Origin of the sequence: Achromobacter veterisilvae (assembly GCF_900496975.1) — a bacterium.
Taxonomy (GTDB): Bacteria; Pseudomonadota; Gammaproteobacteria; order Burkholderiales; family Burkholderiaceae_B; genus Achromobacter; species Achromobacter veterisilvae.
Genome location: NZ_UFQC01000042.1, coordinates 36,364 through 56,654, shown reverse-complemented (window position 1 = coordinate 56,654; position 20,291 = coordinate 36,364). Strand labels below are relative to the sequence as shown.

General features: G+C 66.7%; 16 protein-coding genes. 10 read left to right on the top strand and 6 right to left on the bottom strand.

Going from position 1 to position 20,291, the window contains the following annotated elements:
* Both AVE30378_RS27275 and aceE read right to left on the bottom strand, forming a co-directional pair.
* Positions 1 to 685, bottom strand: a 685-nt coding sequence (locus AVE30378_RS27275) for a biotin/lipoyl-containing protein (protein WP_341868048.1), incomplete at its 3' end; no start/stop codon positions are given.
* A 12-nt stretch (positions 686 to 697) separates the two neighbouring features.
* Positions 698 to 3,406 carry a pyruvate dehydrogenase (acetyl-transferring), homodimeric type gene (gene aceE / locus AVE30378_RS27270; RefSeq protein ID WP_129245512.1) on the bottom strand — a complete coding sequence of 903 codons (2,709 nt, stop codon included), beginning with the start codon at positions 3,404 to 3,406 and terminating at the stop codon, positions 698 to 700.
* 349 nt (positions 3,407 to 3,755) lie between these two features.
* Here aceE and AVE30378_RS27265 point away from each other — a divergent pair, with 349 nt between their 5' ends.
* The 6 genes from AVE30378_RS27265 (at position 3,756) to AVE30378_RS27240 (ending at position 10,624) form a co-directional block, all read left to right on the top strand.
* Entirely contained in the window at positions 3,756 to 5,510 is a 1,755-nt protein-coding gene (locus tag AVE30378_RS27265; protein ID WP_129245510.1) for a PAS domain-containing sensor histidine kinase, read from the top strand.
* Complete coding sequence (locus tag AVE30378_RS27260; protein ID WP_129245508.1) at positions 5,507 to 6,133, top strand: response regulator transcription factor; 627 nt, start codon at positions 5,507 to 5,509, stop codon at positions 6,131 to 6,133. Before AVE30378_RS27265 ends, AVE30378_RS27260 begins: the two co-directional genes overlap by 4 nt.
* Before the next feature lie 55 nt (positions 6,134 to 6,188).
* A complete protein-coding gene (folD, locus tag AVE30378_RS27255; RefSeq protein ID WP_129245506.1) occupies positions 6,189 to 7,043 on the top strand; it encodes a bifunctional methylenetetrahydrofolate dehydrogenase/methenyltetrahydrofolate cyclohydrolase FolD in 855 nt (284 codons plus the stop codon).
* A gap of 363 nt (positions 7,044 to 7,406) precedes the next feature.
* Complete coding sequence (locus AVE30378_RS27250; RefSeq protein WP_129245504.1) at positions 7,407 to 9,473, top strand: M3 family metallopeptidase; 2,067 nt, start codon at positions 7,407 to 7,409, stop codon at positions 9,471 to 9,473.
* 183 nt (positions 9,474 to 9,656) lie between these two features.
* Positions 9,657 to 10,271: an SCO family protein gene (locus AVE30378_RS27245; RefSeq protein ID WP_129245502.1), complete on the top strand. Its 615-nt coding sequence runs from the start codon at positions 9,657 to 9,659 to the stop codon at positions 10,269 to 10,271.
* A gap of 101 nt (positions 10,272 to 10,372) precedes the next feature.
* Entirely contained in the window at positions 10,373 to 10,624 is a 252-nt protein-coding gene (locus AVE30378_RS27240) for a GlsB/YeaQ/YmgE family stress response membrane protein (RefSeq protein ID WP_129245500.1), read from the top strand.
* 87 nt (positions 10,625 to 10,711) lie between these two features.
* Here AVE30378_RS27240 and adeC read toward each other — a convergent pair whose 3' ends face one another.
* The 3 genes from adeC to AVE30378_RS27225 are packed head-to-tail and all read right to left on the bottom strand — an operon-like array spanning position 10,712 to position 16,568.
* The gene (gene adeC / locus AVE30378_RS27235) at positions 10,712 to 12,175 is read right to left on the bottom strand and encodes an AdeC/AdeK/OprM family multidrug efflux complex outer membrane factor (RefSeq protein WP_129245498.1); all 1,464 of its coding nucleotides are present in this window, start codon (positions 12,173 to 12,175) and stop codon (positions 10,712 to 10,714) included.
* The gene (locus AVE30378_RS27230; protein ID WP_129245496.1) at positions 12,172 to 15,354 is read right to left on the bottom strand and encodes an efflux RND transporter permease subunit; all 3,183 of its coding nucleotides are present in this window, start codon (positions 15,352 to 15,354) and stop codon (positions 12,172 to 12,174) included. The genes adeC and AVE30378_RS27230 overlap by 4 nt, the downstream gene beginning before the upstream one ends.
* 14 nt (positions 15,355 to 15,368) lie before the next feature.
* Positions 15,369 to 16,568, bottom strand: a complete 1,200-nt coding sequence (locus AVE30378_RS27225; RefSeq protein ID WP_422393663.1) for an efflux RND transporter periplasmic adaptor subunit — start codon at positions 16,566 to 16,568, stop codon at positions 15,369 to 15,371.
* Between the two features lie 291 nt (positions 16,569 to 16,859).
* On the opposite strand from AVE30378_RS27225, the gene AVE30378_RS27220 reads away from it, so the two are divergent.
* Entirely contained in the window at positions 16,860 to 17,765 is a 906-nt protein-coding gene (locus AVE30378_RS27220; protein WP_129245516.1) for a LysR family transcriptional regulator, read from the top strand.
* 86 nt (positions 17,766 to 17,851) lie between these two features.
* Here AVE30378_RS27220 and AVE30378_RS27215 read toward each other — a convergent pair whose 3' ends face one another.
* A complete protein-coding gene (locus AVE30378_RS27215; protein ID WP_129245494.1) occupies positions 17,852 to 18,583 on the bottom strand; it encodes a pseudouridine synthase in 732 nt (243 codons plus the stop codon).
* 155 nt (positions 18,584 to 18,738) lie between these two features.
* Between AVE30378_RS27215 and AVE30378_RS27210 the strand changes: the two genes are divergently transcribed.
* The 3 genes from AVE30378_RS27210 to AVE30378_RS27200 all read left to right on the top strand — a co-directional run bounded on the left by AVE30378_RS27210 (position 18,739) and on the right by AVE30378_RS27200 (position 20,255).
* Positions 18,739 to 19,365 (top strand): chorismate--pyruvate lyase family protein, encoded by a 627-nt coding sequence (locus AVE30378_RS27210; protein ID WP_129245492.1) that lies wholly within the window; start codon positions 18,739 to 18,741, stop codon positions 19,363 to 19,365.
* Between the two features lie 75 nt (positions 19,366 to 19,440).
* On the top strand, positions 19,441 to 19,785 hold the full coding sequence (locus AVE30378_RS27205; RefSeq protein ID WP_129245490.1) for an ArsR/SmtB family transcription factor: 345 nt from the start codon (positions 19,441 to 19,443) through the stop codon (positions 19,783 to 19,785).
* Positions 19,782 to 20,255, top strand: a complete 474-nt coding sequence (locus AVE30378_RS27200; protein WP_129245488.1) for an SRPBCC family protein — start codon at positions 19,782 to 19,784, stop codon at positions 20,253 to 20,255. Before AVE30378_RS27205 ends, AVE30378_RS27200 begins: the two co-directional genes overlap by 4 nt.
* The last annotated feature ends 36 nt before the right edge of the window (positions 20,256 to 20,291 follow it).

The window sequence follows — 20,291 nt, the reverse complement described above, 5'->3', positions numbered from 1 at the left end:
CGGTCCTGGCCGCGGGCGCGGGAGCGGCCTCGGCCTTGGCGGCCGGGGCGGCAGCGGCGCCGGCGGCGGGCGCGGCGCCCTCCACTACGACCACGACCGAGCCCTTGGCGACCTTGTCGCCCACCTTGACCTTCACTTCCTTGACCACGCCGCCCTGCGAAGCGGGGATTTCCATCGAGGCCTTGTCGGACTCGACGGTGATCAGGCTTTGTTCGGCCTTGATGGTGTCGCCGACGTTGACCATGATTTCGATGACTTCGACTTCCTTGAAGTCGCCGATGTCGGGGACCTGGATCTCGATGGGGCCGGTGCTGGCGGCGGGCGCCGGCGCGTTCTTGGGGGTGTCAGACACCGGGGCGGCCGAGGCATTCTTTTGGGTGTCAGACACCTGGCTGCCGGCAGCTTGGGGCGCCGTCTTCGCTTGGGTGTCTGACACCTGGGCTTCTGCGGCTTCCACTTCCAGCACGACCGTGCCTTCGGCGACCTTGTCGCCCACCTTCACGTTGATGGACTTCACCACACCGCCCTGCGACGCGGGGATTTCCATCGAGGCCTTGTCGGATTCGACGGTGATCAGGCTTTGTTCGGCCTTGATCGTGTCGCCCACCGCCACCAGAACCTCGATGACTTCCACTTCCTTGAAGTCGCCGATGTCGGGAACCTTGATTTGCACGATGTTGCTCATGTCTCTTTACCCTCAGGCGTATTGCGGGTTGGCTTTGTTCGGATTGATGCCGTACTTCTTGATGGCTTCGGCCACCTTGGCCACCGGCACCTTGCCCTCGTCGGCCAGCGCGCGCAGCGCGGCGACCACGACGAAGTGGCGGTCCACTTCGAAGTGCTCGCGCAGCTTCGAGCGGAAATCCGAGCGGCCGAAACCATCGGTGCCCAGCACCTTGTATTCGCGGCCCTTGGGCACGAACGGACGGATCTGGTCGGCAAAGAGTTTCATGTAGTCGGTCGACGCGATGATCGGACCTTCCGTCTTGGCCAGTTGCTCCGTGACGTAAGCCACCTGCGGCTTCTTTTCTTCGGGGTGCAGCATGTTGTGGCGTTCGGCGTCCAGGCCGTTGCGGCGCAGTTCGGTGAAGCTGGTGACGCTCCACAGATCCGAGGCCACGCCCCAATCGGCTTCCAGCAGCTCTTGCGCGGCCATGACTTCGCGCAGGATCGTGCCCGAACCCATCAGTTGGACGCGGTTCTTGCCCTTGCCGCGCGACTGCAGCTTGTACATCCCCTTGATGATGCCTTCCTCGTCGCCCGCGGTCAGGCCGGGCTGCGGGTAGTTCTCGTTCATCACCGTCAGGTAGTAGTAGACGTTTTCCTGGTCTTCCACCATGCGCTTCAAGCCATGCTGGACGATCACGGCCAGTTCGTGGCCGAACGTCGGGTCGTACGAGACGCAGTTCGGGATCGTGGACGCCAGGATGTGGCTGTGGCCGTCTTCGTGCTGCAGGCCTTCGCCGTTGAGCGTGGTGCGCCCGGCGGTGCCGCCCAGGAGGAAGCCGCGCGCCTGCATGTCGCCGGCCGCCCAGGCCAGGTCGCCGATGCGCTGGAACCCGAACATCGAGTAATAGATGAAGAACGGGATCATGATGCGGTTGTTCGAGGAGTACGACGTGGCCGCCGCAATCCAGGAGCTCATCGCGCCCGCTTCGTTGATGCCTTCCTGCAGGAGCTGGCCGTCGGCCGATTCCTTGTAGTACATGACCTGGTCCTTGTCGACCGGGGTGTACTTCTGGCCTTCCGGCGCATAGATGCCGATCTGGCGGAACAGGCCTTCCATGCCGAAGGTGCGCGATTCGTCGGCCAGGATCGGCACGACGCGCGGACCGAGTTCCTTGTCGCGCAGGACCTGGTTCAGGATGCGCACGAAAGCCTGGGTGGTGGAGATCTCGCGGCCTTCCGCGGTGGGCTCCAGCACGGCCTTGAAGGCGTCCAGCGCCGGGGCCTTGAGGTGCTCGTCGGCCTTCTGGCGGCGGTGCGGCAGGTAGCCGCCCAGCGCGGCGCGGCGCTCGTGCAGGTACTTCATTTCGGGCGAGTCGTCGGCCGGCTTGAAGTACGGCAGATCGGCCAGTTGGTCGTCCGGGATGGGGATCGCGAAGCGGTCGCGGAATTCGCGGATGGAATCCAGCTCCAGCTTCTTCTGCTGGTGGGTCGGGTTCTTGGCCTGGCCGACGTGGCCCATGCCGTAGCCCTTGATCGTCTTGGCCAGGATCACGGTGGGCTGGCCTTCGTGCTTGGCGGCCGAGTCGAACGCGGCGAACACCTTGTGCGGGTCATGGCCGCCGCGGTTCAGGCGCCAGATGTCCTCGTCGCTCATGCGCGACACCGCTTCCAGCAGCTTCGGATGCTTGCCGAAGAAATGCTCGCGCACGAACTTGCCGTCGTTGGCCTTGTACGCCTGGTACTCGCCGTCCACGGTCTCTTCCATGATCTGGCGCAGGATGCCTTCCTTGTCGTGCGCCAGCAGCGGATCCCAGTAGCCGCCCCAGATCAGCTTGATCACGTTCCAGCCCGAACCGCGGAAGTCGCCTTCCAGTTCCTGGATGATCTTGCCGTTGCCGCGCACCGGACCGTCCAGGCGCTGCAGGTTGCAGTTGATCACGAAAATCAGGTTGTCCAGCTTTTCGCGCGCAGCCAGCGCGATGGCGCCCAGCGATTCGGGTTCGTCCATCTCGCCGTCGCCGCAGAATACCCAGACCTTGCGCTTGCTCGTGTCGGCGATGCCGCGCGCGTGCAGGTACTTCAGGAAGCGCGCCTGGTAGATCGCCATCAGCGGGCCCAGGCCCATCGACACCGTCGGGAACTGCCAGAAGTCCGGCATCAGCTTCGGGTGCGGGTACGAGGACAGGCCCTTGCCGTCCACTTCCTGGCGGAAGTGGTTCAACTGGTCTTCGGTCAGGCGGCCTTCGAGGTAGGCGCGGCCGTACATGCCGGGCGAGGTGTGGCCCTGGAAATAGACCAGGTCGCCGCCGTGGCTTTCGTCTTCCGCGTGCCAGAAGTGGTTCTGGCCGCAGCCGATCATGGTGGCCAGCGACGCGAACGACGCGATGTGGCCGCCCAGGTCGCCACCGTCCGGCGGGTTGTGCTTGTTGGCCTTGACCACCATGGCCATGGCGTTCCAGCGCACGTACGAACGGATGCGGGCTTCCAGTTCCAGGTTGCCCGGATGCGCCGGCTCCAGGCCGGGGGGGATCGTGTTGACGTACGCGGTATTCGGCGAAAATGGGATGTGAGCGCCGGAACGACGGGCTTCGTCGATCAGGCGTTCGAGCAGATAGTGGGCGCGCTGCGGTCCTTCGCGATCAAGGACTGCCGCCAGGGCTTCGAGCCACTCCTGGGTTTCAAGGGTGTCTTCGTCGTTGGCAGCCTGCACGGCGCCAGCCTGGGCGAAAGAGGACATCGTGTGTCTCCTGTTTGGGTTCGTTCGTGACCACACCCGCTTATTTATCTACTCGCGGACATTGCATGGTAGCCGGGATCATCCGGGCTACCATGCCATGCATGGGTCGGGGTGTTCTAGAGACCTGCTTGGGTCGGTTCCCTATCAGCCGGCATTCTAAGAAAGAAGAGTAACCGGTCGCAAGGAAAATTTCATGTTGCGGTACGGCATTTCATAATACGGAAAATTGACCCCAAGCTGAACGACTTCGCCTCATCCTTTTTAGTATGTCCTCCAAATGGAGGCGTCGATTCCCGGCAATTCACCGCCAACACGCACTAAAATGCGCGGTCTATCCGGCCCGAATTCCATGTCCAGCGCGCCCAAGTCCAATATTCCTACGCCGTTCCACGATCACGCCCGCACCCGCCGGCGGGGGGTGTACTGGGTCACGCCCGCGATGGTGCTGATCCTCTATATCTGTGTGATGGCGGTGTTCTTCTGGTTGCAGCGCATCCATGACGACAGCGTCATGTTTGTCACGATCGACCAGGAAATGCGCCAGCAGCGCCTGATATGGGTGGTGCTGGCCCTGTCCTGCGTGATCGTCATCAGCCTGCTGATGCTGTGGCGGTACACGCGCTTCCGCTCGTCCGCCGAAGCCGCCCTGATCGCCGAGACCGGTTTTCGCCGCGCCATGGAGAATTCCATGTCCACCGGCATGCGCGTGCTGGACATGGAAGGCCGCATCGCCTACGTGAACCCCGCGTTCTGCCGCATGATCGGCTGGAACGAGGCCGACCTGATCGGCCGCAGCCCCCCCTTCCCCTATTGGGTGCCGGGCCGCCACGAACAGCACCAGCACACGCTGGACGTGCTGATGTCCGGCAAGACGCCCAGCAGCGGCCTGGAGGTCGAGGCGCAGCGCCGCGACGGTTCCCGCTTCACGGCGCGCATGTACGTGTCCCCCCTGCTGGATCCCAACGGCAACCAGATCGGCTGGATGACCTCCATGACCGACATCACCGAACCCAAGCGCATCCGCGAGGCCCTGACCGCCGCGCACGAGCGCTTCATGACGGTGCTGGAAGGCCTGGACGACGCCATTTCGGTCACCGCCGACACCCACGACGGCCTGGAACTGCTGTTTGCCAACCGCACTTACCGGCGCGTCTTCGGCGCGCAGACCGGCGGCCACGACGAACTCCTGGCCGGCCGCCGCGGCCGCTTCACCGATGAATCCGTCGAGGTCTTCGCGCCCTCCGTGCAGCGCTGGTTCGAAGTGCACCACCGCATGCTGGCCTGGACCGACGGCCGCCGCGTGCGCATGCAGGTGGCGCGCGACATCACCGAGCGCCGCGTCCACGAAGAGGCGTCCCGCGTGCAGCAGGAAAAGATCCAGCTCACCAGCCGCCTGACCACCATGGGCGAAATGGCCTCGTCGCTGGCGCACGAACTGAACCAGCCGCTGACCGCCATCGCCAACTACAGCATGGGCGCGGTGGCGCTGGTCAAGGCTGGCCACACCAGCCCCAACATGCTGCTGCCCGCCCTGGAAAAGGCCGCCTCCCAGGCCGAGCGCGCCGGCAAGATCATCAGCCGCATCCGTGAATTCGTGAAGCGCAGCGAACCCCGCCGCCAGCGCGTGGCCATCGGCCGCATTGTCGACAATGCCATCGGCTTCGCCGACATCGACGCGCGCAAGCGCCGCATCCGCATCGACAGGTTCGTGCCGTCGAACGCGCCGGACGTGCTGGCCGACCCCATCCTGATCGAGCAGGTGCTGCTGAACCTGCTGAAAAACGGGCTGGAGGCCATGGAAAAAAGCGAATCCGACGAGCTCAAGGTCGCCGTGATCCTGCACGAACAGCACATCGAAGTGGCGGTGGTCGACCGCGGCCACGGCCTGGCCGAGCCCGAGCGCCTGTTCGAACCTTTCTTCAGCACCAAGACCCAGGGCCTGGGCATGGGACTGAATATCTGCCGTACCATTATTGAATCGCATCACGGCCGCCTGTGGGCAGACCCCAACCCCGCCGGCGGTACTATCTTCCGCTTTACCCTGCCCTGCGCTGCGACCCAGACGCAGGCCCAGAACGATCAGTCCGAGGAGTTGCACGCATGAACACGCCCCACCTGTCGACCACGGTATTCATTGTTGACGACGACGAAGCGGTACGCGATTCGCTGCGCTGGCTATTGGAGGCCAATGGCTATCGCGTCCGCGCCTATGCCAGCGGCGAATCCTTCCTGGAAGACTACGACGCCAGCCAGGTCGGCGTCCTGATCGCCGACGTGCGCATGCCCGGCATGAGCGGCCTGGAACTGCAGGAACAACTGATCGCCCGCAATGCCCCGCTGCCCATCGTGTTCATCACCGGCCACGGCGACGTGCCGATGGCCGTATCGACGATGAAAAAGGGCGCGGTCGACTTCCTGGAAAAGCCGTTCAATGAATCGGACCTGCGGGAAATCGTGGCGCGCATGCTGGAGCAGGCGACGCAGCGCGTCAGCAAGCACCAGGCCCAGAAGGACCACGAAGCCATGCTGGCGCGCCTGACCGCGCGCGAGCAGCAGGTGCTGGAGCGCATCGTCGCCGGCCGCTTGAACAAGCAGATCGCCGACGACCTGGGCATCAGCATCAAGACCGTCGAGGCGCACCGCGCCAACATCATGGAGAAATTGGAAGTGACTACCGTAGCCGACTTGATGAAGGTCGCCTTGGCCAAACCGGAGGCGCATGCATGAGCCGCCGGGCCGCCCCCAAGGCGAATACCGAAGCGCGCAGCGCGGAGGTTTACGCATGACCGCAAGGATTATTGACGGCGCCGCCCTGTCGCAGCGCATCCGCGAAGAAGTGGCCCAGCGCGTTTCCGCCCTGGCCGCCAAGGGAACCCGCCCCGGCCTGGCCGTGGTGCTGGTGGGCGAAGACCCCGCCTCCCAGGTTTACGTGCGCAACAAGGTCGCCGCCTGCGAAAAGGCCGGCCTGCACTCCGTGAAAGAGCAATACCCCGCCGACATGACCGAGGCCGAATTGCTGGCCCGCATCGGCGAGCTGAACCGGGATCAGTCCATCCACGGCATCCTGGTGCAATTGCCCCTGCCCAAGCACATGGACTCCCACAAGGTCATCGAGGCCATCGCGGCCGAGAAGGACGTGGACGGCTTCCACATCAGCAACGCCGGCCTGCTCATGACCGGCCAGCCGCTGTTCCGCCCCTGCACGCCCTACGGCGTGATGAAGATGCTGGAATCCGAGGGCGTGGCGCTGCGCGGCGCCGAGGCCGTGATCGTGGGCGCCAGCAATATCGTCGGCAAGCCCATGGCGATGCTGCTGTTGCAGGCGGGCGCCACCATCACCCTGTGCAATTCCAAGACGCGCGACCTGGGCGCGCAGACCCGCCGCGCCGACGTGCTGGTGGTCGCCACCGGCAAGCCCGGCATGATCGACGGCTCGATGATCAAGCCCGGCGCCGTCGTCATCGACGTGGGCATCAACCGCGGCGCGGACGGCAAGCTCTGCGGCGACGTGGACTTCGCCTCGGCCAAGGAAGTGGCCGGCGCCATCACGCCCGTTCCGGGCGGCGTGGGTCCCATGACCATCGCCATGCTGCTGGTCAATACCGTCGAAGCGGCCGAACGGGCGGCGGCTTCCTGAGATTGTCTCTCTGTGTCTGACGCCTCGGGGAGAGAGGTCCGTTTGTGTCTGACACCCGAGGAGACGATCGTTGCTTTGTCTGGGTATTCCGTGGGTGTCTGACACCCGGGAACCATCCTGGCAGCCTGACGGTCATCTCGTAGGGGTGTCAGACACTTGTATCGAGCCTGCCTCTCCGTGGGTGTCTGACACCCGGGAACGATCCTGGCAGCTTGACGGTCATCCCGTAGGGGTGTCAGACACCTGCTCCACCGCCTGCTCCACCGCCTGCCCCACCGCCTTCGCCGGCGCACCTTGCATTCGGGTATTTCGTCCCTACCTGATCTTTATCCATCGCCCGCCTTCATTCACGCCGCTACCGCCATGTCCCAAAACCCCCTGCTCGCTCCTGTTTCCGATCTGGTCGATTACGCGGCCGTCAAGCCCGGGCATATCGTGCCGGCCGTCGAGGAGCTGCTGGGCATCGCCCGCCAGGCCGTCGACGCGGCGGCCGACCCCAAGCTCGCGCCCACCTGGGAAGCCGTGGTCGAGCCGCTGGATACCGCCTCGGAACGCCTGTGGCGCGCCTGGTCGGTGGCGGGCCACCTGAACGCCGTGGTCAATACGCCGGAGCTGCGCGAGGCGTACAACGCCGCCCTGCCCCTGGTGACCGAATTCTCCACCTGGGTCGGCCTGCACGAAGGCCTGTACAAGCAGTACCAGCGCCTGGCCGCCGCCCCCGATTTCGCCTCCTGGCCGCCGGTGCGCCGGCGCATCGTGGAAATGGCCCTGCGCGATTTCCGGCTGAGCGGCGTCGAGCTGCAAGGCGCCGACCGCGAACGCTACGCCGCCATTTCCGACCGCGAGGCCCAGGCTTCGCAGAAATTCTCCGAAAACGTGCTGGATTCCATCGACGCCTGGTCGCTGGCGATCGAGGACGAATCCCGCCTGGCCGGCATTCCCGCCGACGTGCGGGCCGCCGCCCGCGCCGCGGCCGAGGAAGACGGCAAGCCGGGCTGGAAGCTCACGCTGAAAATGCCCTGCTACCTGCCCGTCATGCAGTACGCTCAGGACCGCGCGCTGCGCGAGGCGCTGTACCGTGGCTACGGCACGGTGGCCTCCGAACAGGGCGACGCCCAGTTCGACAATTCCCCCCTGATCGAAGAACTGCTGGCCCTGCGCGCCGAAGAATCCGGCCTGCTGGGCCTGGGTACTTTCGCGGCGCTGCGCCTGCAGACCCGCATGGCCCGCGACGCCCGCGAAGTCACCGTTTTCCTGCGCGACCTGGCGGCGCGCGCCAAGCCGTTCGCCCAGCGAGACCTGGCCGAACTGAAGGCCTACGCCGCCGCCGAACTCGGGCTGGACGAGCTGCAGCCCTGGGACGTGCCCTATGCCTCGGAACGCCTGCGCGAATCGCGCTACGCCTATTCCGAGGACGAGGTGAAGCAGTATTTCACCGAGCCGCGCGTGCTGGCCGGGCTGTTCGAAGTGATCGAAACCCTGTTCGACGTGCGCCTGGCGGAAACGCCGGTCTCGTCCTGGCACGGCGACGTGCGCGGCGTGCGCGTGGAAAGCCCCGACGGCAAGCTCATCGGCCACCTCTACCTGGACCTGTACGCCCGCTCCGGCAAGCAAAGCGGCGCCTGGGTCGACAGCGAACGCACGCGCCGCGTCGTAGGCGGCCAGGTGCAGACGCCCATCGCCTATCTCACCTGCAATTTCTCGCGCCCCAACGGCGACCGCGCCGCCGTCCTGACCCACGACGACGTGATCACGCTGTTCCATGAAACCGGCCATGCCCTGCACGCCCTGCTGTCCGAGGTGGACGAGCCGGGCGCGGCGGCCTTCGCCAGCGTGGAATGGGACGCCATCGAACTGCCCTCGCAGTTCATGGAGAACTTCTGCTGGGAGTGGGCGGTGGTGCAGAAGCTGTCGGCCCACGTCGATACGGGCGAACCGCTGCCGCGCGCGCTCTACGACCGCCTGCTCGCCGCGCGCAACTACCAGAGCGGCATGCAGACGGTGCGCCAGATCGAGTTCGCGCTGTTCGACATGCTGATGCACGACCGCGCCAAGGGCGCTTCCATCGGCGAAGTGCTGGACCTGCTGCAGGAAGTGCGCAAGGAAGTGGCCGTGCTGTTCCCACCGGCCTGGCACCGCCTGCCGCATGCGTTCTCGCACCTGTTCGCGGGCGGCTACGGCGCGGGCTACTACAGCTACAAGTGGGCGGAGGTGCTCTCCGCCGACGCCTATGAAGCCTTCGAGGAAGCCGCCGCCCTGCAGGCCGGCAATGCGCTGGGCACGCTGGACCCGGCGACGGGCGCCCGCTTCCGCCGCGAGGTGCTGGCGGTGGGCGGTTCGCGCCCGGCGGCCGACTCCTTCGCCGCTTTCCGCGGCCGCGCCCCGCGCATCGACGCCCTGCTGCGCCACAGCGGCATGACGCCCGCCTGATCGCCCGGCGCCCCCGCGTTCTCCGACGGCCCGCCTCGCGCGGGCCGTCGCGCTTTCCGCGCCGCGCTTGCGCCAGGACAAGCCGCCGCCACATCGCCACGCGCGCCGGCGGCCGCCCCGAGGCCACGTCCCCGGCTTGCGGGTAGAATCGAAAGGTTTACCCCTTTACCCGCCCCTGGACTCATGCGACACCTCATTTCCGGCCGCGCCTGGCGCGGCCTGCTGCTGGCCCTGTGCGTGTTCCTTGCCGCCTGCGGCGACAGGAACGTCGATTGGACGCTCTACAACGTGAAGGGGCACCTGCCCGACCTCAAATTCTCGCTGCCCGGGGCGGGCGGCAAGACGGTCAGCAGCGACGACCTGAAGGGCAAGACCGTGCTGCTGTTCTTCGGCTACGCCAGTTGCCCGGACATCTGCCCCACCACCATGGCGCAGTTGACGGCCGTGCTGCAGAACCTGGGCGACAAGGCCCGCGACGTGCGCATCCTGTTCGTCAGCGTGGACCCGCACCGCGACACGCCCGATATCCTGCAGGCCTACGTCAACGCCTTCAACAACAACGCCATCGGCGTGACGGGCGACGAAAAGCAGATCGCCGACCTGGCGCGGCGCTACCGCGTGGCCTACCAGATCGAGAAGCCCCGCCCCGGCGACGACGCGGACATGTACGAGGTCACGCACAGCCGCGGCGTGTACATTTTCGACAAGGACGGCAAGGCGCGCCTGCTGGCCTCGGATACGGACAGCATCGAGGCGCTGACCAAGGACGTGCGCCAGCTTATCGACCTGACCTCCTGAGCCCGCGCCCTTCGCATACCAGTTGTTACAGCCGGCGCGGGCGCGGCTTGGGTATCATCTGTGCACACTGCCCCCTTTTACTCTAGTCAAGGAGTACGCGCATGAGCATCATCATCATGATCATCGTCGGGTTCATCGTGGGCCTGATCGCCCGCGCCATCATGCCCGGAGACCAGAACATGGGGATCATCATGACCACCATCCTGGGTATCATCGGTTCGGTCGTCGCCGGTTTCCTGGGCCAGTCCCTGGGCTGGTACGCGCCGGGCGAGCCCGCGGGCTGGATCGGTTCGGTCGTCGGCGCGATCGTCGTGCTGTTCGTGGTGGGCCTGATCGCCAAGAAGCGCGCCTGACGCCTTGCTGCATAGGCAATGAAAACGGGCCGATCTTCCGATCGGCCCGTTTTCATTCCAGGCGCCGCGCGGGGTGCGCGGCGCCCATCACGAACCGGCCTGGGCGGTCGCGGTGCGTTCGGTCCAGCCGCCGCCCAGCACCTTGTACAGGGTGACCAGGTTGGCCAGGCGGGCCAGGCGGGTATCCACCAGGGCCTGCTGCGCGCTATAGAGCGAACGCTGCGAATCCAGCACGCTCAGGTAGTCGTCGATTCCCTGGCGGAAGCGCTGCTCCGACGCGTCGTAGGCGCGCTGGTTGGCCGCCACCAGGAGCTGCTGCGCCTGGATCTGCTCGTCCAGCGTGCCGCGCCCGGCCAGGGCGTCCGCCACCTCGCGGAAGCCGGTCTGGATGGATTTCTCGTATTGCGCCACCTGGATGTTCTTCTGCACCTTCGCGAGGTCCAGGCCGGCCAGCAGCGAGCCGCCGGCGAAGATCGGCACCGTGATCTGGGGCACGAAGCTCCAGGCGCCCGAGCCGCCTTCGAACAGGCCGCCCAGGCTGGCGCTGGCGGTGCCGGCCGAGCCGGTCAGGCTGATGGTCGGGAAGAAGGCGGCGCGCGCCGCGCCGATATTGGCGTTGGCGCCCTTCAACTGGTGCTCGGCCGCGCGGATGTCCGGGCGCCGCGCCAGCAGGTCCGAGGGCAGCCCGGCCGGCAGCGTGGTCGGCAGCATGCCGTCGTCCAGCTTGACCGCGCTGTCCAGCGCCGCCGTCATCTCGGGCGGCAAGGGTTGGCCCACCAGCAGCACCAGGGCGTTGCGGTCCTGCGCGGCCTGCCGCGTGTACTGCGACAGGTTGCGCTGCGCGGTGCGCAGCGACACTTCCGCCTGGCTCAGGTCCAGCGCCGTGGACAGGCCCTGGTCGTAGCTTTGCTGCGTGAGCTTGAAGGAATCCTCCTGGCTCCTGAGGGTGTCGCGGGTGAGCGCCAGGAGTTCCTGGTCGGCGCGCATCGTCAGGTAGGCGTTGGCGACCTCGGCGATCAGCGTGAGCTGGGTGGCCGTGCGCGTTTCGTCCAGCGCCAGATAGGTCTCCAGCGCCTGGTCGCTCAGGCTGCGGATGCGGCCGAACAGGTCCAGTTCCCAGGCGGACATCGCGGCGCCGACCTGGTAGGTGTGGCTGGTGGTGGCGCGCCCGCTGGCCGACAGGTCCGCCGGCGAGCGCTGGGCCGTCTCCTGGCCCGCGATGCCCACGCTGGGCATCAGGTCGGCGCGCTGAATACGGTACTGCGCGCGCGCCGCCTCGACGTTCAGGGCCGCCACGCGCAGGTCGCGGTTGTTCGCCAGCGACTGCTCGATCAGTTGTTGCAGCAGCGGATCGCCGAAGAAATCGCGCCAGCCGATATCGGCCGTGGCCAGGCCGCCCGCGTCGGCAGGCTGGGCCGCTTTATAGGACGGACCCGTGGGATAAGCCGCATCGATCGGCGCGTCCGGCCGTTCGTACGTGGGGGCCAGCGAGCAGCCCGCCAGGGCCGCCGCCAGGGAAACAGACAGCAAGGTTCTCATCGGGAATTTCATTGCGATTGTCCTTCCGCGGACACGTCCTGCGAGCCGTTGGCGCTGGTGTCGTGCTTGTCCACGTTTTCGCTCATGCGCTTGACCTTGAACACGCGCAGCATGATCACGAAGAAGGCCGGGACGAAGAAGATGGCCAGGAAGGTGCCGGTCAGCATGCCGCCGATCACGCCCGTGCCGATGGCGTTCTGGCTGCCCGAGCCGGCGCCGGACGAGATCGCGAGCGGCGTCACGCCCAGGATGAACGCCAGGGACGTCATCAGGATGGGACGCAGGCGCTGGCGGGCGGCATGGATGGCCGATTCCGTCAGGCTGGCGCCCGCCTCGTAGTGCTCCTTGGCGAATTCCACGATCAGGATGGCGTTCTTGGCCGCCAGCCCGATGGTAGTGAGCAGGCCCACCTGGAAGTACACGTCGTTGGACAGGCCGCGCATCAAGGTGGCGAGCAGCGCCCCGATGATGCCCAGGGGCACCACCAGCATCACCGCGGACGGGATGGTCCAGCTTTCATACAGCGCCGCCAGGCACAGGAACACCACGATCAGCGAAATGGCGTAGAGGGCCGGCGCCTGGGCGCCCGACAGGCGTTCTTCGAACGACAGGCCCGTCCATTCGAAGCCCACGCCCACCGGCAGCTTGGAAGCCAGCCGTTCCATTTCCGCCATTGCCGCGCCCGAGCTGTAGCCCGGCGCCTCCTGGCCCTGGATGTTGTAGGACGGCACGCCGTTATAGCGATTCAGCTTTTGCGGACCGAAGCTCCAGGTGGCTTTGGCGAAGGCCGAGAACGGCACCATGTCGCCCGCGTTGTTGCGCACGTACCATTTGTTCAGGTCTTCGGGCAGCATGCGCGAGGACGCCTCGCCCTGCGCGAACACCTTCTTCACGCGGCCGCGGTCGATGAAGTCGTTGACGTACGACGATCCCCAGGCGGTGGCCAGCGTGCTGTTGATGTCCGACACCGCCACGCCCAGCGCGCGCGCCTTTTCGCGGTCGATGTCGAGCTGGTACTGCGGCGCGTCCTCGATGCCGTTGGGGCGCACGCCCCGCAGGATCGGGCTCTGGGCCGCTTCGCCCAGCAACTGGTTGCGCGCGGCGAGCAGCTTCTCGTGGCCCACGCCGGCGCGGTCCATCAACTGGAAGTCGAAGCCGGTGACGTTGCCCAGTTCCATCACGGAGGGCGGCGGCACCACGAACAACTGGGCGCGGCGCTCGGTCTTGGCGAAGTGCGCGTTGGCGCGCCCCGCCACGGCGCCGGCCTTGAGGCGGGCGTCGCCGCGTTCTTCCCAGTCGCGCAGCTTGATGAACAGGATGGACGCGTTCTGGCCGCGGCCGCCGAAGTTGAAGCCGTTGACCGCGAACACGGAGGTGACGGCGTCCTTCTCTTCGGTGAGCAGGTACTGCGTGGCGTCGTCGATGACGGCCTTGGTGCTTTCCGCCGTGGCGCCGGCCGGCGTCTGGATCTGGGCGAACAGGATGCCCTGGTCCTCGTCCGGCAGGAACGCGGTGGGGATGCGGGTGAACATCCAGCCCATGGCGATGACCAGGGCCAGGTAGATCACCATCAGGCGCTTGGTGCGGTTCAGCCCGCGCGCGACGCTGTTGGCGTAGCCATGGCTGCTGCGGTCGAACATGCGGTTGAACCAGCCGAAGAAGCCCTTCTTCGACCCGTGGTGGCCCTTGGGGATGGGCTGGAGCAGGGTCGCGCACAGGGCCGGCGTGAACACGATGGCCACGAGCACCGACAGCACCATGGAAGACACGATGGTGATGGAGAACTGGCGATAGATCACGCCCGTGGAGCCGCCGAAGAACGCCATGGGGATGAACACGGCGGCCAGCACCATGGCGATGCCGATCAGCGCGCCCGTGATCTGCGACATGGACTTGCGCGTGGCCTGCTTGGGCGTCAGGCCCTCCTCGGCCATCACCCGCTCCACGTTTTCCACCACCACGATGGCGTCGTCCACCAGCAGGCCGATGGCCAGCACCATGCCGAACATGGTCAGGGTGTTGATGGAATAGCCGAACGCCGCCAGCACGCCGAAGGTGCCCAGCAGCACGACCGGCACGGCCAGCGTCGGGATGATGGTGGCGCGGAAGTTCTGCAGGAACAGGTACATCACCAGGAAGACCAGGACGATGGCCTCCACCAGCGTCTTGAACACTTCGTGGATCGACAGGCTGACGAACGGCGTCGTGTCGTACGGATAGACGACGTCCATGCCCTGCGGGAAGTACGGCTTCAGGTTGTTGATGGTGTCGCGCACCGCCTGCGCCGTATCCAGGGCGTTTGCGCCGGGCGCCAGCTTGATGGCCAGGCCCGAGGCGGGCTTGCCGTTGTAGAAGCTGTCGATGGCGTAGGTCTGCCCGCCCAGCTCGATGCGCGCCACGTCGGCCAGCCGCACCTGCGAACCGTCGGTGTTGACCTTGAGCAGGATGCGGCCGAAGTCTTCCGCCTTTTCCAGGCGCGACGGCCCGATGATGGTGGCGTTCAACTGCTGGCCGCGCACGGACGGCAGGCCGCCCAGTTGCCCGGACGACACCTGCACGTTCTGCTCTTTGATCGCCGCCACCACGTCGACCGTGGTCAGGCCGTAGTTGACGAGCTTGGCCGGGTCCAGCCAGATGCGCATCGCGTACTGCGAGCCGAACAACTGGAAGTCGCCCACGCCCTGCGTGCGGCTGATGGGATCCTGGACGTAGGACGCGACGTAGTCGGCCAGGTCGTCCTTGGTCATCGTGCCGTCGGTGGACACGAAGCCCGCCACGATCAGGAAGTTCTTGGTGGCCTTGGTGACCCGGATGCCCTGCTGCTGGACTTCCTGCGGCAGGAGCGGCTGCGCCAGCGACAGCTTGTTCTGCACCTGCACCTGCGCGGTGTCGGGATTGGTGCCCTGCTTGAAGGTCAGGGTGATGGACATGCTGCCGTCGGAGTTGCTTTCCGACGAGATGTATTGCAGGCCGTCCAGCCCGTTCATCTGCTGCTCGATCACCTGCACCACGGTGTCCTGCACGGTCTGCGCGGACGCGCCCGGGTAGGTCACCGCGATGCCGATGGCCGGCGGCGCGATGTTGGGATATTGGGAGACCGGCAGCTTCAGGATGGACAGCGCACCGGCCATCATCAGCACGATTGCGATCACCCAGGCGAAAACCGGCCTATCGATGAAAAACTTTGCCATGCGTGGCTCCCTGACTACTGCTGCTTCGCCGCCGCGGCCGCTTGCGGTTGCGGCGCTTGCGGCGCGTTGGCCTTGGCTTCGGTGGCGATCACTTCAACCCCGGGGCGCACCATCTGCACGCCTTCCACGATGACCTTGTCGCCCGCGGACAGGCCGTCGGTGACCAGCCACTTGTCGCCGACGGCGCGGTCGGCCTTCAGTTCGCGCAATTCGACCTGGTTCTTGGCGTTGACCACCAGCGCCGTCGGCATGCCGCGCTGGTTGCGCGTCACGCCGCGCTGCGGCACCAGCAGGCCGTCGGCGGCCACGCCGTCGGCCAGGCGGGCGCGCACGAACATGCCCGGCAGCAGGCGGCGCTCCGGGTTGGGGAACACCGCGCGCAGGGTGACCGAGCCCGTGCCCTGGTCGACCGTGACTTCCGAAAACTGGAGCTTGCCCTGCTGCGCGTACTGCGAGCCGTCTTCCAGCGTCAGCGTCACGAGCGCGGCCTGTTCGCCGTCGGCCTTCTTCAACTGGCCGCTGGCCAGCGCGTTCTGCAGGCGCAGCAACTGGACGCTGGACTGGGTGACGTCGACGTAGATCGGGTCGATCTGCTGCACCGAGGCCAGCGCCGAGGTCTGGTTGGCCGTGACCAGCGCGCCCTCGGTCACCGAGGAACGGCCGATGATGCCGTCGATGGGCGAGAGCACCTTGGTATAAACGAGGTTGATGCGCGCCGTGTCGAGCGCGGCCTTGGCCGAGAGCACGTCGGCTGCGGCCTGGTCGCGCGAGGCGACGGCGTTGTCGTAGGTCTGCTGGCTGACGGCGCGGGTGGCCACGAGCGGCTTGTAGCGCTCGGCCAGCAGCGCGGCCGTTTTCTGCTGGGCCTGCGCGCGCGCCAGGGCGGCCTTCTGGCTGTCGAAGCTGGCCTGGTAGAGCGCGGGGTCGATCTGGTAGAGCTGCTGCCCCGCCTTGACCTCGCCGCCTTCGGTGAAGAGCCGCTTCTGGACGATGCCGTTGACCTGGGGACGCACTTCGGCCACGCGGAAGGGCGAGGTGCGGCCCGGCAATTCGGTGGTCAGGGAAACCGGTTGCGCGGCCAGCGTCACCACCGTTACCTGCGGTTTGCCTGCCTGGGGCGCCTCTTGCTTCTTGCCGCAGGCGGCCAGTGTGAGTGCCGATGCCGTCAGCGTGGCAACCGCCGCGCCGCGCCACATAGCGCTTTTCTTATTCATAGATTGCATTCCCGATTTCCAAAAAAGTACCCATGCCGCACCCGTTGCGCGGGGTGCGCGAAAAAAAACTCCCCGGACCGTGGCGCGTATGCGGTCCGTGTGGATCGGCCGGGGTGGATTTGCCTTGAACACGCAGGCTGGGCGTCGTGGCATTGCTGCATTGCAGAACTCGCATTCTGAGTTATCCCGCCCCAGAAACAAAGAGGCACGCCGAGAAAACATCATTCCATTTATGGGACAATTTCCAAACCTTTGATATGACAGAATTCCGTCATGAAACGCTTGCAAGGCATGGAACTTTTCGTCGAAGTCGCGAAAACGCGCAGCTTCAGCCGCGCCGCGGCGGCGCTCGGCGTCCCGAAGTCGACCCTGTCCCGCCAGGTGGCCGAACTGGAGCGGTCGATCGGCCTGCGGCTGCTCAGCCGCACCACGCGCAAGGTCGAATTGACGGACGCGGGCCGCCTGTACTTCGAACGCTGCCAGCACATCGTGGCCGAGGCGCAGATCGCCCATGAAGAACTACAGAAGCTGGTGGACACGCCCGCCGGGCCGCTGCGGGTGAACATGCCCGCGGACTTCGGCACGGATTTCCTGGCTGAATCGTTCATGGAGTTTTCCCGCCGCTACCCCGACGTCACGTTTTTCCTGGATCTGGCCAATCCGGACCACGCGTCGCGCGTGTTCCAGACCTGCGATATTTCCATCGAAATCGGCGAACTGCCCGACTCGACACAGATTGCAAGGCTGCTGGGCATGCTGCCCGCCCATATGTACGCCTCGCGCGATTACCTGGCGAAGCACGGCGAACCGAAGCACCCCAGCGACCTGACCCGGCACGAATGCATAGAGTTCCGCGCGGAAGGCGCGGGACGCGTGACCCGCTGGCCGTTGACCAACGGCAGCCAGCACATCGAATTCACGCCAGGGAACCGCTTTTCCGTCAACGGCGTCGCCATGGCCCGGCGCCTGGCCATGCTGGGCGCGGGCATCGCGGTGCTCGTGGGCGGCCAACTGGCCGAACAGCAATCGGGCCAGTTGCAGCGGGTGCTGCCGGACTGGCAGCTCGGTCCTTTCCCAGTCTACGCGGTCACGGAGACGCGGCTTCTGCCCGCCAAGACCCGGATTTTCATCGAATTCCTGATGGAGCGCCTGGGCAGCAGCGGGCAGGCGAAGGATACTCCCGCTTTTATGACATAGGCCCGAATCGGAAACAGATTGAAAAATCTGGCGCACGCCGACAACAGATGTCGGCAGGGACGATCAATCGGGCACCCGGCGGTTTTTCAGAAACGCTCGTCTTCGCGCAGATAGCGCCATTGCCCCAGCGGCAGGTCGCCCAGGGACACGCGCCCGATGCGCACCCGCTTCAGGCCCACCACTTTCAGGCCGACCAGTTCGCACATGCGGCGGATCTGGCGCTTCTTGCCCTCGCGCAGCACGAAGCGCAACTGGTCGCTGTTCTGCCAGCGCACCTGCGCCGGCCGGAGCGCCTTGCCGTCCAGCGACAGGCCGTGGTTCAGCAGGCCCAGCCCGCTCTCGGACAGGCTGCCCTGCACCCGCACCAGGTACTCCTTGTCCACGCTGGAATCCTCGCCGATGAGGTGCTTGGCGACGCGGCCGTCCTGCGTCAGCACCAGCAGGCCCTGCGAATCGATGTCCAGCCGGCCGGCCACCGCCAGCCCGTCCAGGTGCCCGCGCTCGAAACGCCGCGGTTCCCGGTCGCCCGCGTAGCGCGACCGGGCGTCGATCAGGGCGACGGCGGGCGTATAGCCTTTCTCGGCCTGGCCCGACACGTAGCCCACCGGCTTGTTGATCAGGATGGTGACGCGCGAGGTCTGGCGGGCCTGCGCGGCGCGTTCCAGGGTAATGGCCTGGTCGGGAAAGGCCCGGGCGCCCAATTCGGACACCACGACGCCGTCCACCCGGACCCAGCCGCGTTCGATATAGGTGTCGGCCTCGCGGCGCGAACACAGTCCGCGCTCGGACATGAGCTTGGAGATACGTACTTTTTCCATGGGCGGTATTGTATTCGGACGCGTGTAACGGACGCGTGTAACGGACGCGTGCAACAGGAGCGCGTGGCGGGCTCGGCTGCGGCAACGCGCCGCAGGCCGGGCGCAGCGCGCCGCTCGCCGCTCGCCGCGCGCCGCTCTTGGCATAATACGCAGCCATGACTAGCCTAGCAGTACTTTCCCCTCCCCTCGCTCCGGGCTGGCTGCCGGCCGCCCCGCCCCTGCTGCTGCCCGCCATGCGGCACTGGCTGTTCCGCCCCGGCGCCCTGACCGCCGGCCTGCGGCAGGTGGGCGGCGTCCGCCTGCGCGTGCTGGCCGAATACGCCGACGGCGCCCCGCCGGACGAGGCGCAAGCCATGCGCATCGCCCCCGGCAGCCCGGTCTGGGTGCGCGAGGTCCTGATGTCGGTCGATGGCGTGGACAGCGTGCCCGCCCGCAGCCTCACGCCGCTGACGGCCTCGCACGGCGCGTGGCAGGGCATGCGGCGCCTGTCGACGCGGCCGCTCGCGGACATGCTCTACCACGACCGCACCGTCATCCGTTCGCCCTTCGCCTGCCGCCGGCTGGCGTCGCCGGTGCCTTTCCACGCAACGGCGCTGCGGGCGCTGGGCGCGGCGCGCCCGGATCCCGAGGCGGCCCGCGTCTGGGCGCGCCGTTCGGTGTTCTGGCGCATGGGCCAGCCGCTGCTCGTGGCCGAATGCTTCCTGCCCGGGTTCTGGACCCTGACCGCCGGCCGGGCGGTGCCTCCCTTGCAGCCGCACCAGCGGACGCCGGGCGCGCGTTAATTTTTTTTGCCGCGCGCTTGCCCGCGTGTGCCGGCGCGCGTATAGTTTCCTCTAACGGAAACTATTGGAAAGGCAATGGATCCCACGCACCGCCCGCTCGATCTGCTGTTCACCGCCCTGGCCGACCCCAACCGGCGCGCCATGGTGGAACAGCTCAGCCGCGGCCCCGCCACCGTCAAGCAACTGGCCGAACCGGCCAGGCTGAGACTGCCTTCGGCGGTCAAGCACCTGCAGGTGCTGGAAAACGGAGGCATCGTCATGTCGGAAAAGGCCGGACGCAGCCGGACCTACCGCATGCGGCCCGGCGCTTTCCGCCAGATCGACGAATGGGTGCGCCAACGGGAGGCCGCGATGGAAGCGGCCTTCGACCGCCTCGTGCAGGCCATGCACGACATTCCCCCCGAGGACGACACGCCATGACCGCCCCTGCCATCGAACACGCCACCTTCGTCATCGAACGCGAACTGCCCGCCAGTCCGCAAGACGCCTTCCGCTTCTGGTCCGAACCCAGGCTGAAGCAGCGCTGGACCGGCTGCCACCCGGACTGGACCGTGCTGGAAGAGCATTTCGACTTCCGGGCCGACGGAACGGAGTCCAAGCGCTGGCGCACTCCCGACGGCGCGGAACAGACCTACCGCGCAGCCTACCTGGACGTCGTGCCGGGCCGGCGCATCATCTACGCCTACGAGATGGGCTTCGGGGGACAGCGGATATCGGCTTCGCTGGTCACGGTGGAGTTCGTGGCCGCCGGCGCGGGCACACTGATGCGCTTCACCGAACAGGCGGCCCTGCTCGACGGCAGCGGCGCGCAAGGCCGGCGGATCGGCACGGAAGCCGGCCTGGACCGGCTGGCCGAGCTGGCCCGGGCGGGCGTGGCCGAATTGCATTGACGGCGGCGGCGCGGGCAAAGGCGCCCTCTCTCGGGC

Coding starts and splice junctions, on each gene's coding strand:
- AVE30378_RS27200 (WP_129245488.1), top strand. CDS start 19,782: ATGACCGCCCCTGCCATCGAACACGCCACCTTCGTCATCGAACGCGAA.
- AVE30378_RS27240 (WP_129245500.1), top strand. CDS start 10,373: ATGAGCATCATCATCATGATCATCGTCGGGTTCATCGTGGGCCTGATC.
- adeC (WP_129245498.1), bottom strand. CDS start 12,175: ATGAAATTCCCGATGAGAACCTTGCTGTCTGTTTCCCTGGCGGCGGCC.
- AVE30378_RS27260 (WP_129245508.1), top strand. CDS start 5,507: ATGAACACGCCCCACCTGTCGACCACGGTATTCATTGTTGACGACGAC.
- AVE30378_RS27205 (WP_129245490.1), top strand. CDS start 19,441: ATGGATCCCACGCACCGCCCGCTCGATCTGCTGTTCACCGCCCTGGCC.
- AVE30378_RS27215 (WP_129245494.1), bottom strand. CDS start 18,583: ATGGAAAAAGTACGTATCTCCAAGCTCATGTCCGAGCGCGGACTGTGT.
- AVE30378_RS27265 (WP_129245510.1), top strand. CDS start 3,756: ATGTCCAGCGCGCCCAAGTCCAATATTCCTACGCCGTTCCACGATCAC.
- AVE30378_RS27225 (WP_422393663.1), bottom strand. CDS start 16,568: ATGAATAAGAAAAGCGCTATGTGGCGCGGCGCGGCGGTTGCCACGCTG.
- folD (WP_129245506.1), top strand. CDS start 6,189: ATGACCGCAAGGATTATTGACGGCGCCGCCCTGTCGCAGCGCATCCGC.
- AVE30378_RS27245 (WP_129245502.1), top strand. CDS start 9,657: ATGCGACACCTCATTTCCGGCCGCGCCTGGCGCGGCCTGCTGCTGGCC.
- aceE (WP_129245512.1), bottom strand. CDS start 3,406: ATGTCCTCTTTCGCCCAGGCTGGCGCCGTGCAGGCTGCCAACGACGAA.
- AVE30378_RS27230 (WP_129245496.1), bottom strand. CDS start 15,354: ATGGCAAAGTTTTTCATCGATAGGCCGGTTTTCGCCTGGGTGATCGCA.
- AVE30378_RS27250 (WP_129245504.1), top strand. CDS start 7,407: ATGTCCCAAAACCCCCTGCTCGCTCCTGTTTCCGATCTGGTCGATTAC.
- AVE30378_RS27210 (WP_129245492.1), top strand. CDS start 18,739: ATGACTAGCCTAGCAGTACTTTCCCCTCCCCTCGCTCCGGGCTGGCTG.
- AVE30378_RS27220 (WP_129245516.1), top strand. CDS start 16,860: ATGGAACTTTTCGTCGAAGTCGCGAAAACGCGCAGCTTCAGCCGCGCC.